The sequence below is a fragment of the Candidatus Abyssobacteria bacterium SURF_5 genome (genome assembly GCA_003598085.1).
In the GTDB taxonomy this organism is placed as follows: Bacteria; Abyssobacteria; SURF-5; order SURF-5; family SURF-5; genus SURF-5.
Map to the genome: position 1 here is coordinate 24,959 of QZKU01000017.1, position 11,998 is coordinate 36,956.

An 11,998-nucleotide genomic window follows, 5' to 3' on the forward strand; every position below is an offset into this window, starting at 1 on the left:
GAAAAATCCAGGGAATATGCGCGAAGGTGGAAACAATAAAATTATATCGGCTCGCTCGTTCCAAGTCAACGTTTCGCGGCGGCAACTTGCCGGTTGGGGGCGGCCGGCTCTTCCTTGCGCTTCGTCCTGAGGATAGCCAGGCGCCGGACAACTTCGATGGAATCGCGCAGGAGCTCTTCCGGTTCGAGCTTGCCCGCCGGCATCAGCAGCCGCAATCCGCCCATAGTCTCCAAATGCAGCTTTTTGCCGAAAGTCCGCGACAGATCGGCCAGTTCGTCAGCCGTGAAATCCTTTCCGGGAGCCGGACGATACAAGATGTTGCCGCCGATCTTGCCGATGAATTCGAGCCCGGCAGCCGCCCCCAAAACGCGCACGCGCGCGAGATCCACCAGATTTCGCGTCTCCGGCGGAATTTGACCATAGCGATCTTGTATCTCCTCCACAATCTGGTCGACGTGAGCTTCGCTGCGCGCCAATCCTATCTTCTTGTATAGCGAAAGCTTCTGCGACGGCGACGAGACGTAGCTGTCCGGAATCAGGCTGTCCAACTCGAATTCCGCCGTCGGCAACAACAGTTTTTCCGGCTTCTCCCCCCGCAGTTCGGCCACCGCCTCCTCCAGCAGTTGGCAATACATCTCGAAACCGACCGCGGCAATATCTCCGTGCTGTTCCGCTCCAAGGATGTTTCCCGCGCCTCGAATCTCGAGATCGCGCAGCGCAATCTTGAAACCGGAGCCCAATTCGGAAAATTCTTCGATCGCCTTCAGCCGCTTCTGCGCCACTTCGCTCAGGGCCTTATGGCCGGGGATAAGCAGATATGCATAGGCCCGATGCTTGTATCGGCCCACCCGCCCGCGCAATTGGTACAGGTCGGCCAGCCCAAATGCGTCGGCCCGATTGATGAGCATCGTGTTGACGGTCGGGATATCCAGCCCGGACCCGATGATCGTCGTGCATGTCAGCACGTCGATCTCCTTTTCGAGAAATCTTTCCATTACCGATTGCAGTTCCCGCTCGCGCATCTGGCCGTGCGCCGTCTCGATGCGCGCCTCCGGAATCAGCCTGCGCAGAAAGTTTGCCATCCTGTTGATCGTTTCGACCCGGTTGTGCACGAAAAAGACCTGCCCCTCGCGAGCCATCTCGCGCAAAACAGCTTCGCGGATCAGCTTCTCGTTGTACTCCGCAACCACCGTGATCACCGACAGCCGCTCCTCAGGCGCCGTATTGATCACGCTCATGTCGCGAACCCCCATGAGCGCCATGTGGAGTGTGCGCGGGATCGGAGTGGCCGTCAGCGTCAAGACATCCACCATTTTTCGAAGCTGTTTCAAGCGCTCCTTGTGAGCCACGCCAAACCGCTGCTCTTCGTCGATGACGATCAGTCCGAGATTCTTGAACGCGATATCATTCTGGATCAGACGATGTGTCCCGATCACGATATCGATTTTGCCCTCGGCGACCTCAGCCACTATCTTCTTCTGCTCGGCCGCCGACTTGAACCGGCTGAGCATCTCGACGCGCACCGGATAATCGGCGAGCCGTTCCCTGAACGTCGTGTAATGCTGCTGGGCCAGAATTGTCGTCGGCACCAGAATGGCCACCTGCCGCGAATCCATGACGCACTTGAATGCCGCCCGCAATGCAACTTCCGTCTTGCCGTAGCCGACGTCCCCGCAGATGAGACGGTCCATGGGGTGCGGGCGTTCCATATCCTCTTTCACGTCCTCAATTGCCGAAAGCTGATCCTCTGTTTCGCGGTAGAGGAACGCCTCCTCGAATTCACCCTGCCATCGGCCGTCCTGCGAAAATTCAATCCCCGGCAGCACCTGCCGCGCGGCATACAGGTCCAGCAACTCGCCCGCCATATCGCGTATCGCCCGCCGCACCCGCTCCTGCACGCGAAACCAGGCGGTTCCGCCCAGTTTATACAGCTTCGGCGGCTCATCATCGGAGCCGACATACTTCTGCACCAGTTGCAGCATGTTCACCGGAACGTACAGCTTGTCGCCATCCAAGTACTCGAGCACCAGGAACTCGCTTTTCTGCTCCGGCAGATAGACTATCCCGCGGTATAAGCCGATGCCATGGTTGACGTGCACAACGTAATCGCCTACGCGAAGGTCGGTGAAATTCGCGATGGGGGCGCCCCCCTTGAATTTCTTTCGCGGGCGGCGATGCGTGTACCGCTGAAAAATTTCCTGGTCGCTCGCCACCACAAGCTCGGCTTCGTCCAGAGCAAATCCGTTCTTCAGGCGGCCAAGAGTGATTAATAATTGAGTCCGCTCCTGATAGGCTGCATGGAAATGCGGATGCATGCCCGCATCCTGAAGGAGTTCCATCAGGCGCTTGCTCTCGCCCTGGTTGTTACAGACGATTACCACCTGGTATCGTTTCTGCAGCCATTCGTCAAGCTTGTCGACAAAAGCGGTCAGCCGGCCCGAGATAGGTTCCAGCGAGTGGCATTGAACGGTGAGACCGGCGGCTTCCGAAAATCTGTCCGAGCTTTGCTTGAAACGGCTGAGGCAGAGCATCGGAAGAACGCTGCCCTGCAAAACTCCGTCGAGAGTGGCTATCGGTTCGCGTCCCATATCAAAGGCTGGAGCCGCGAGCGCCGAGCCGGCTTCGGCCTCAATGGCGAGGGGTTCATCCCATACCACCATCGCATCCTCAGGCAAATATTCAAAGAGAGTGGTCCTGTCGCCCTCGGAATCCGGCGAATCGATCCAGAAATTTCGCGGCATTATCTCCATCTGTTGGACCTGCTCGAAGGAACGCTGCGAAAGCGGGTCGAATACCCGTATCGATTCGATCTCGTCTCCGAAAAACTCAAGCCGGTAAGGGTCCTCCGCGCATATAGGAAAGATGTCCACGATGCCGCCCCTGATGCTGAACTCTCCGCGGGTATCAATCATCGAGCGCCTGCGATAGCCGCGCTCAACCAGCGCCAGGCTGAGCTGCTCCAGCGGCCAGTTGTCTCCCGTATGCAGTGAAAGCAGCAGCGGCTCAACCCGTCCCGGCTTCGCCAGGTATTGCAGGAGCGAACGTACCGGCGCAACGATGAACGGACGCTTCCTGTTCTTTGCGCTGTTCAACAACGCCCTCAATGTCAGCATCCGCTCCGAAACGTTCTGGTCCGGCGGCAAGACGTCGGATGGAGGAAGATATTCGCGAGGAGGAAACAGGTGAAGCGGCTTGTGCCGGTAAAAGCTTTCCAGATCGCCCAACGCGGTCTCCGCCGCATCCCGGGTCGAAGTGACATACAGCAACACCCGATCCGAAGCTTCCGCAAGCTCCGCCGCAAACAACCGGCGCGCAGCGCCCCACAACCCGTAGGCCCAGACAAAGCGACCGCCCCCACCGACGGATTCGGCGGCTTCTCGAAAAACTGCAGTATTTCGTACTCTCTCTATCATTTGTAAGGAAAGACACTACACCCCTCCCGCAACCCAAAGGGATAGGGGGTTGCGTAGGGGATAGCAAAAACCCGATCCTGCCGGCATTGGTAAGCCAGCGGTATTATTATATCATTTTGCGGGGCGTTGTTTCGACACCGGCCTTCAGCATCTTTTTCGCCGCATCGATCAGTCCCTGCGAGCTCAGCCCGTACTTGCGCAAGAGCGCCGGGCGCGGCCCATGTTCAATATATTTGTCCGGAAATCCAACGATACTGAAAACGGCCGGTCTGTCCGGCTTGATCCGAACCAGCAGCTCGAGCAGGGCTGCGCCGAAGCCTCCCGCCGCAACGCCGTCCTCGATCGTGATGATCCCTTTCACTTTCTCAGCAAGCCGGCAGTAGAAGCGCTCATCAAGCGGCTTTACAAAACGTGCATTTACCACCGCCGCGTTGATGCCCTCTTTCGCCAGTTCCTGAGCGGCAATAACCGCTTGTTCCACCATGGTCCCCAGCGCCACAAAAGCTATGTCTTCACCTTCAAGCAGCAGTTCCGGCTCTCCGGCATGTTTGGGAGCAGTCGGCTGAATGACTACTTCGGTCGAGGAGGAGCCGCGCGGATAGCGGATCGCAACCGCCCGCGGTTGCTCTTTCGCCCAGTCCAGCATCACCTTCAGCTCCTGCGTGCTGCGCGGAGACATGATGACGATATTGGGCAGGTTTCTCAAATACGCGATGTCAAAGAGGCCGTGATGCGTCGGCCCGTCGCTTCCCACAATGCCTGCACGGTCGATCGCAAAAAGGACCGGAAGATTTTGCAGGCACACATCGTGGCAGATCTGGTCGTAGGCGCGCTGGAGAAACGTCGAGTAAACGGCGACAACCGGCCGATACCCCTGGTTGGCAAGGCCGGCGGCAAAGGTCACCGCATGCTGCTCCGCGATGCCCACGTCAAAAAATCGATCGGGGAATCTCTCGGCAAACTCGGAAAGGCCGGTCCCCTCGGCCATCGCGGCGGTTACGGCCGCCACCGTCGGGTCCTTCTTCGCCATCTCTATCAGATGCTTTCCAAAAACCTGACAGTAATGAGGCCCGTTCGGCGCATCGGTCGGCGGCGGCAGAGGTTCTCCGGTCTCGATGTTAAAGGCGCGGATGCCATGGAAACTGCTGGGCTCCGCCTCCGCATATTCATACCCCTTTCCTTTCTTCGTCAGCACGTGCAACAGGATCGGTATGCGGAAGGCCGCAAGCTTCTGCAGCGTCTCGATCAGGATGTCAAGATCGTGCCCATCGACCGGTCCGACATATTTAAAGCCAAGCTCTTCGAAAAGCATCCCCGGCTTCAGCAAGGTCGCGGCGCTCTTCTGCACGCGCTTCGCCGTCTCGAAAAGACGCGAGCCAATGGCCGGGATCCGTTTCAAGATGTATTCCACATCGCCTTTGAACCTGTTGTAGGCGGAAGCGGTTATCAGCCGGCTGAGGTAAAGCGACAAAGCGCCAACACTTTGCGAGATCGCCATTTCATTGTCGTTGAGGATGACGATCAGGTCTTTGCCCATGTGACCCACATGATTGAGCGCCTCGAAGGCAAGGCCGCCGGTCATCGAGCCGTCGCCGATCAGGGCGACCGTCTTGAATTTCTGCCCCGCCAGATCGCGCGCGCACGCGATTCCCGCCGCCGAGGAAATGCTGGTGCTGGCGTGGCCGGTGGTGAAACAATCGTACGGGCTTTCGTCGCGGTTCGGGAATCCCGCAAGGCCGCCCAGTGTGCGGAGCGTCTGGAAATCCTCGCGCCTGCCGGTTATCAGCTTGTGCGCGTATGCCTGGTGTCCGACATCGAAAATGATCTTGTCGTGCGGCGCATCAAACACGTAATGTATCGCCAGTATCAGGTCTACCGCTCCCAAACTGGATGCGAGGTGACCGCCGTGGCGCGACGTCGTTGTTATGATCTCCTGCCGGATTTCGGTGGCAAGCTGCGCCAGCTGCGACCGCGAAAGCGCCTTTAAATCCTTGGGACAATTAATGCGATCAAGAATTCTTTCCATGCGTGATTCACCTTGAAAAGATTACATGTTCCGAGCGCCGATAAAATCGGCGATGGCAGCAAGCACCGCGGCACGCGGGCCGAAAGGCGCCAAATGCTTTTTCGCCTGGTTTAACAATCCCTGGCACTGCTGGCGAGACTGGCTTACCCCGAAAACCTTCGGATAGGTCGGTTTCCCCTGCTCCGCATCCGTGCCGGCGTCCTTGCCGGAGATTTCAGCGGGCGATTCGACATTGATTATATCGTCGGCGATCTGAAATGCAAGCCCCAGCGAGCGCCCGTACCCGGTTAATTCCTTGAGGGCTGCTTCATCCGCATGAGCAAGAATCGCGCCCATTCGCACGGCGGCGGTAATGAGAGCCCCTGTCTTGTGTGAGTGAATGTATTCCAAAGCGGGCACTGTCAACTCTTTACCGGTCCATTCGATGTCGGCAACCTGCCCCCCGATCATTCCTGCGGTGCCCGATGCCCCGGCAAGCTCGGCCACCAATTGCGCTACAAGATCGGACGGACAGCGGCTGAGGGTTTCAAAAGCGATGGTCAGGAGACCGTCTCCTGCCAGTATTGCGATCGCTTCGCCGAATTTGCGGTGGACGGTCGGTTGTCCTCTCCGAAACTGACCGTTATCGAGTGCGGGGAGATCGTCGTGAATAAGAGAGTATGCATGCACCATCTCGATTGAGCAAGCGGCCGGCAAAACCACGGCATCCGCCCCGCCGCACACTTCGAAGGCGGCAAAGACAAGAATTGGTCTGATCCTCTTGCCGCCGGCGAAGACGCTATAGCGCATCGCCTCGCACACCGATTTCTCCAGCCCCGCCGGCTGCGGCAGAAGATGGTCTAATTCCCGGTCGACAAGCTCCTTTTTTTCCGCCAGATACTGCTTGAGATCATTCATCGAAGAGCGATTCCCCGGCCGCGTTTTCCTTTTTCTTGGGTTCCTCAGACTCGACGAAGGGGACTTCCTTCAGTATGTCCTCTTCATCCTTGATCAGCATCGAAACTTTTTTTTGCGCTTGCTTCAGTTTCTTCTCGCACAGGCGCGACAGCTTGATGCCTTCTTCGAACTTCTTCAAGGTCTCCTCGAGAGAAAGGTTCCCCTCTTCCAGCTGCTCCACGATCCTCTCGAGATTGGTGAGTGCCTCTTCGAAACTCGGTTCAGCCATTCGCCGATCCCTCCTGTTCAACCTGATTCACCGTGCAAGCGAGCGAGCCGCGGTGCAGTTTTACCCGAACGTGATCGCCCCCGCTCACCTCGGAACTATCGCGGATTATGGTTTTGTCCGGCTCGCGATACGCGATGCTATAGCCTCTTCCCAGAACAGCAAGCGGACTGAGCGAATCCAGCTTTGCGGCCAGGCCCCCAAGCTCGGCTTCACGCGAAGCCAGAGCGCGCTGCAGTCTCTCCGCCAGCATGCGCCCATCCGCGTGCAGCCGCTGACCAAGAAATGAGAACGCGCGTTCCGGACGCGCCGCAAGCAGCCGATTCCGCAGATTTACCGACCTGGTCTCCAGATTCTCCAGGAACCGATCCTGCAATTCCTGCGTGCGCTCGCGGATGTCATCAAGCTGTTGTTCATATTGAACAAGCATATCGGACGGGCGGCGAAAAGCATACGCGGAAACCGCCGATTTCAGGCGGTGCCCCAGATTATCCAGAGAGGTGGAAACCGAGCGCGCGAGCGCCTGCCGAAGCCGCGCCACATCGGCGGCCACAGCCTCCCGCTCTTGCACAACCAGTTCCGCCGCCGCACTCGGCGTCGGCGCGCGCAGGTCGGCGACAAAATCCGAAATCGTGAAATCGATCTCGTGTCCTACCGCGGATACCACAGGAGTCTTGCACGCGAAAAGAGCGCGAGCAACGACTTCTTCGTTAAACGCCCAGAGGTCCTCCAGCGACCCGCCCCCGCGCCCGACGATAATTACGTCGATATTCCCCAGGGCGTCCAGCACCCTTATGCCCTCGGCGATTTGCTCGGCTGCGCCCTCACCCTGGACCAACGAAGGATACAGCACCACCTCGACGGTCGAAAATCGCCGGTCGAGTACATGGAGAATATCCCGGATCGCGGCCCCCGTGGGCGACGTCACTACCCCTATTCGCTGCGGGAACAATGGAAGCGACCTTTTATGCTCGGCGGCGAAAAGACCTTCCTGGTCCAGCTTTCTTTTCAACTGCTCGAACGCAAGCTGTAGAGCGCCATAACCGACCGGCTCGGCCCGCTCAACAATAAACTGATAGTTTCCCCGCTTCTCGTAGACACTGATTCTGCCGAAAACATTTACCTGAAGGCCATCCTGCAGTTTGAACTTCAGACGATCGGCATCACTGCGAAAAAAAACAATACTCAGTTGGCTGTGATTGTCTTTGAGCGTGCAATAAATATGGCCGGAAGCCTGTCTCCTGCAGTTCGATATCTCGCCACATACCCAGATGCGCCCGAAAAACTCCTCCAGGATGGTTTTGATGTTCCTGGTGAGTTCGGAGACGGAGAAAATATGATCGGGAGCATAAACGTTCATGTCAGCAGTTCCGGAACTTCTTGATTTAACACTAAATTATAACAAATAGCCACATCTTTCACAAGGTTTTCGTTAAAACGGTTCTGCCTCCGCCCTACATCGGCATCTCCGTGTAGCGCAGGCATTTTGCCTGCAAGGGGAGATGCTGCAAAGATGCACAAGAAGTGGTAGTAGTCTACGCCTAGGGCCAAATTTGAGAAGGAGAAAAATGATGCCTTAGACCTTCATCCCGTTGGCTGAATCCAGAAGAAGGAATGGTGGCGCAGGCTTCCAGCCTGTGCTTTGGCCGGTCAACTGCCAAAAGTCCCCCCCTTGCCACATTCAATCTGAAGTTGGATATAATACACAAGCGTCAGTAAGTCTTACGGGCTTCCGCGCCCGGATTTCGGATGTTCCTCCAGCGGCGAAAGAATCGGGTTGGGAATCCTTTTTCTGAAATGTTACAACCGGTCTTCCGGAGGCGGACCTCCTCTCGTGCCGCGACCGCCCCAGCCGCCCCAGGCGGCAAAAACGATAATGAAAAAAATTATGATACCACCAATGATGATCCACCACCACCAGTAGTACCCGACTCTTTCCTGTTGATTCGCCGGTTCCTGGGGTTGTTCCACCTCTTCACCGGGGTATACTTGCTGGCCCTCTTCCTGTACCAGAAGCGGCTCAACTATTCCCGCCGGGTCCGGCTCAAAAATAAGAAATCGGCTCTGCGGTTCGGACCAGTAGCGCGGTGCATCAATATGAGAGGAATTCGCCGGAACCTGTTCCGGCGCTATCGCCTCTTTTCCCATGTCCATTTGTAGCAAAATAATGGGAAATAGCGCAAAAAGAAAGAGCGTTATCACTATCTTCCATGTCATTGCAGAACCTCCTGGTTACCTGCATTGCTCTCGGCTGCAAGGTGACGGCATGTGGCTTCGGTTGCGCCCTCAGGCATATCTCCATCCATCTGATTTCTCGACCACCTCAGGCGATGCCGGATACACGTCCTGGCGCTGGACGAGCATGGTCGCCGCAAGTTCCTTCGGATCGGGCTCGTATATCAGAAACCGGTATTGCGGATCCGGTTGTATGCGAATGGAAATGGCCGAATCGGGATCCGTTGCTCTTCCGGTGTCATGATCGTTTATACTGGCTTCAACCGAAACACCCGCCATGAAAAGCACGATCATTGCCGGCACGTAATATTTCCCCTTCATGAGATTTCCTCCTTCTGGAACTTTCCCCGTCTGCCTGGAAGCAGGGCCTGCTAAATAAAGTTTATTCATACACCATGAAAAGAGCAAATGGTTCCCTCAATAGCAGTCGTTTCATTACAGTGTCATATTTTTAAATAAGAAGCCGTGGTTACGTTTGAATGAGATAATGGAGGTAAAACATGAAGAAGGCTATTATTGCGGGGTTCGCTATAATCATCGCGCTCGCGTTCACAGCCGATGCGTCCGCCCAGCAAATGCGGCGCGGTTGCTGGGGGCGGGCCGACCGCTACAACAGGCTGTATGATCCCGATACGGTCGTCACCGTGAGTGGAACCGTGACTGACATCGATTATTTTCAGCCGTCCGCAGGAATGGCGGAGGGGGTCCACCTGTTCTTACGGCAGCCCGATGGCACGCCAACCGAAGTGCACCTCGGCCCCAGGTGGTACATAGAGAATCAGGATATCTCGATTGATGAGGGCGATTTCGTGGAAGTGACGGGTTCTCGTATCATGTTCGAAGGAGAGCCGGTCGTTATTGCATCATCATTACGGATGGATGGACAAGTGCTCCGGCTCCGCGACCGGCAGGGCTATCCTCTCTGGGCGGGCTGGAGACGCGAAGCCAATTGATTCGAGTGCCGCATCACAATTGATGCGACGAAGCGGAGCAGATCACACAGAACCTGATGCGTGGAGGAGTTCAGCGTTCTTACGCTCGAATTCCTCCTCGACGTCAACCTGGAATGTTTTAAGGAATTTCGCCACCATCGACCAATAGCCGATGCAAAGCGTCAACTCGACGAGCGCCGCGTGATCGAGAAAGGCCGAGGTTTCCGCGAATGTCTTCGGTGAGGGCTGGTGCGAGCGGAAAAGTTCATCGGTATATAGAAGAACAGCTTTTTCTTCACCTGTAAAGCAGGCCGAATCGCCGTAATTCTTCAAGTTCTTGATCTGTTCCATGGTCACACCGGTTTGCACGGCTATAGATACATGATGCGCCCATTCATAGCGGGCTTCATGAAGCTGGGCGATCTTGAGAATGACAAGCTCTCGAAGGCGAGGGGAAAGGTGCGGTTTCGTGAGGAGCCTGCTGCCGAGCCGAATAAATTCCCGAACCGAGACCTCACTGTGCGCCACCATGCGATGAACATTCAGTATTTCCAGATCGCTCCTCTTGATTTTCTCGAAAAAGTCGCGCACCTTCTCCGAAGAACTGTCTATATCGGCATACGGAATTCTCGCCATGCTTCCCTCCCTTTTAATGCCGGCGCCTCAGATGGCGGAGTTTACTGAACATTGGATGCCCGGTTCTTCACCGCGCATGAAACATAACAGGCAACCGGTGCATTCAGTAACGGTTTCTACATTGCCCTCGAGCGTCTTCGTGACGAGCGCAGGATCTGCGATCAGGGCCCGACCAAGTGCGACCATGTCGGCCAGCCCCTCCTCAATCGCTGCCTCAGCGTCCCTCAGATGGAGGATGCCTCCGACGCCAATAACCGGGATGGCGACCTTTTCCTTCACTTTACCCGCCAATTTCAGAAGATTGCCCTGCGCGGCCTCCTGAAGCATGCGTGGTCCGGTATCTATCCCGCCTCCCGAGACGTGAATGATATCCAACCCGCTCTCAATAAACAAGTGTATCAGTTCGAGGCTTTCCTGCAGGGAAAGCCCTCCCTCCACATACTCCTCCATGCTCATCCGCAGTCCGAGAACAAAATCCTTTCCCACTCTTCTCCGGGCCCCCTCAAGAATATTGCAGACTATACGGCCTCGTTTCTTCGTGCTGCCGCCGTATTCGTCCCGCCTCTTGTTCGATGCGGGCGAGAGAAACTGATTTAGCAAGAAACTATGGGCGGCATGAAATTCCACGAGGGCGGCCCCAGCCGTTTTTGCGGCTTCGGCCGAGTGGATGAATTGACCGATGATGTCCTCGATCTCGCCCACGGCGAGCTCGCGGGGAACGACTCCTGTGGCCGGCGAGGGAATCGCGGAGGGACCGACAATATCCCCGTGCGCCAGTTCCAAATCTAGGACCCGCCCCCCATGATTGAGCTGAACGGCAGGAATCGAGCCGGCATCAAGAATCTCCCGGAAAAGCCTTCGTGCGGGAGCAATATGCCGATCCTCGAACAGGCACAAACTGTGGGTGCCCAGCCTCGATTGGGGTGAGATGCCCGTCGCGCCGACTATGGATAATCCCACTCGATTCTCAGCTATTCTCTTGTGGAATCTGATAAGCCGCTCCGTCGCCTCACCACTCCCCGAGGCAAGATTCGTCTGCACCGGCGGGAACACGATCCGGTTCGGAAAAATGACCGATTTAAGCTTCAACGGCTGGAAAAGCTGTTCAAATGGCACTGCTGACAAATACCTCCTTCTCAGCAGGATTCGGAGGGGGAAGCCTCCCCCTGATTCCTCGCAGGCATCTCGCGATGCAAGATATGGCGCACTTTCTGCAGGGACTTGTTTACCATGTCGCCCGAAGATTCGGCCAATCCACAAACCGCTTCATAGGCAATCATCCCGCCCGTAAGCGCATAAACGCTTAAAGGACGTAGACTTCTCTTCGGTAAAGGGGCGGCAACTCCCAAACCGATGCCCAGCAGCACGAGCGATGCTTTGAATTTCATTGAATAACTCCTCCCGTTTCTCCGCAAAAAAGCGAACTTTATTGTACCACCGGAGGAAAAAGAACGCAATTACTATTTCGTTCATCCAAAACGGAACTGGCCTCCCTCGGTCAGCGATTCCGCAAACCGGGTGGGGAATTCCCACATAAGTTCTTGAGTTGCCTTAAGTAATCCCACCAGCAGATTTCTTGAGCAAAGTCGCGATC

11 protein-coding genes are annotated in these 11,998 nt (G+C 56.3%); 1 reads left to right on the plus strand and 10 read right to left on the minus strand.

Annotation, left to right across the window (positions count from 1 at the left end; all coding sequences use genetic code 11):
• Positions 1–65: 65 nt before the first annotated feature.
• The 7 genes from mfd to C4520_01725 form a co-directional block, all read right to left on the minus strand.
• Positions 66–3,413 carry a transcription-repair coupling factor gene (mfd, locus tag C4520_01695; GenBank protein ID RJP25892.1) on the minus strand — a complete coding sequence of 1,116 codons (3,348 nt, stop codon included), beginning with the start codon at positions 3,411–3,413 and terminating at the stop codon, positions 66–68.
• 106 nt (positions 3,414–3,519) lie between these two features.
• Positions 3,520–5,439, minus strand: coding sequence for a 1-deoxy-D-xylulose-5-phosphate synthase (dxs, locus tag C4520_01700; protein RJP25893.1), 1,920 nt, complete (start codon positions 5,437–5,439; stop codon positions 3,520–3,522).
• Positions 5,440–5,460: 21 nt separating this feature from the next.
• Positions 5,461–6,336: a polyprenyl synthetase family protein gene (locus tag C4520_01705; GenBank protein RJP25894.1), complete on the minus strand. Its 876-nt coding sequence runs from the start codon at positions 6,334–6,336 to the stop codon at positions 5,461–5,463.
• Positions 6,329–6,604: an exodeoxyribonuclease VII small subunit gene (gene xseB, locus C4520_01710; protein ID RJP25895.1), complete on the minus strand. Its 276-nt coding sequence runs from the start codon at positions 6,602–6,604 to the stop codon at positions 6,329–6,331. Before xseB ends, C4520_01705 begins: the two co-directional genes overlap by 8 nt.
• A complete protein-coding gene (locus C4520_01715; protein RJP25896.1) occupies positions 6,597–7,961 on the minus strand; it encodes an exodeoxyribonuclease VII large subunit in 1,365 nt (454 codons plus the stop codon). Before C4520_01715 ends, xseB begins: the two co-directional genes overlap by 8 nt.
• Before the next feature lie 440 nt (positions 7,962–8,401).
• Complete coding sequence (locus C4520_01720) at positions 8,402–8,818, minus strand: hypothetical protein (GenBank protein ID RJP25897.1); 417 nt, start codon at positions 8,816–8,818, stop codon at positions 8,402–8,404.
• A gap of 69 nt (positions 8,819–8,887) precedes the next feature.
• Entirely contained in the window at positions 8,888–9,157 is a 270-nt protein-coding gene (locus C4520_01725) for a hypothetical protein (protein ID RJP25898.1), read from the minus strand.
• Between the two features lie 179 nt (positions 9,158–9,336).
• Here C4520_01725 and C4520_01730 point away from each other — a divergent pair, with 179 nt between their 5' ends.
• Positions 9,337–9,789: a DNA-binding protein gene (locus tag C4520_01730; GenBank protein ID RJP25899.1), complete on the plus strand. Its 453-nt coding sequence runs from the start codon at positions 9,337–9,339 to the stop codon at positions 9,787–9,789.
• Positions 9,790–9,831: 42 nt separating this feature from the next.
• On the opposite strand, the gene C4520_01735 is transcribed toward C4520_01730, so the two are convergent.
• Genes C4520_01735 through C4520_01745 form a run of 3 tightly spaced genes read right to left on the minus strand, consistent with a single transcriptional unit; the run spans position 9,832 to position 11,877 of the window.
• Entirely contained in the window at positions 9,832–10,404 is a 573-nt protein-coding gene (locus C4520_01735; GenBank protein RJP25900.1) for a carboxymuconolactone decarboxylase family protein, read from the minus strand.
• Positions 10,405–10,431: 27 nt separating this feature from the next.
• On the minus strand, positions 10,432–11,664 hold the full coding sequence (locus tag C4520_01740; GenBank protein ID RJP25901.1) for an NADH:flavin oxidoreductase: 1,233 nt from the start codon (positions 11,662–11,664) through the stop codon (positions 10,432–10,434).
• Between the two features lie 6 nt (positions 11,665–11,670).
• A complete protein-coding gene (locus tag C4520_01745; protein ID RJP25902.1) occupies positions 11,671–11,877 on the minus strand; it encodes a hypothetical protein in 207 nt (68 codons plus the stop codon).
• Positions 11,878–11,998 lie beyond the last annotated feature (121 nt).

Coding starts and splice junctions, on each gene's coding strand:
- mfd (RJP25892.1), bottom strand. CDS start 3,413: ATGATAGAGAGAGTACGAAATACTGCAGTTTTTCGAGAAGCCGCCGAA.
- dxs (RJP25893.1), bottom strand. CDS start 5,439: ATGGAAAGAATTCTTGATCGCATTAATTGTCCCAAGGATTTAAAGGCG.
- C4520_01705 (RJP25894.1), bottom strand. CDS start 6,336: ATGAATGATCTCAAGCAGTATCTGGCGGAAAAAAAGGAGCTTGTCGAC.
- xseB (RJP25895.1), bottom strand. CDS start 6,604: ATGGCTGAACCGAGTTTCGAAGAGGCACTCACCAATCTCGAGAGGATC.
- C4520_01715 (RJP25896.1), bottom strand. CDS start 7,961: ATGAACGTTTATGCTCCCGATCATATTTTCTCCGTCTCCGAACTCACC.
- C4520_01720 (RJP25897.1), bottom strand. CDS start 8,818: ATGACATGGAAGATAGTGATAACGCTCTTTCTTTTTGCGCTATTTCCC.
- C4520_01725 (RJP25898.1), bottom strand. CDS start 9,157: ATGAAGGGGAAATATTACGTGCCGGCAATGATCGTGCTTTTCATGGCG.
- C4520_01730 (RJP25899.1), top strand. CDS start 9,337: ATGAAGAAGGCTATTATTGCGGGGTTCGCTATAATCATCGCGCTCGCG.
- C4520_01735 (RJP25900.1), bottom strand. CDS start 10,404: ATGGCGAGAATTCCGTATGCCGATATAGACAGTTCTTCGGAGAAGGTG.
- C4520_01745 (RJP25902.1), bottom strand. CDS start 11,877: ATGAACGAAATAGTAATTGCGTTCTTTTTCCTCCGGTGGTACAATAAA.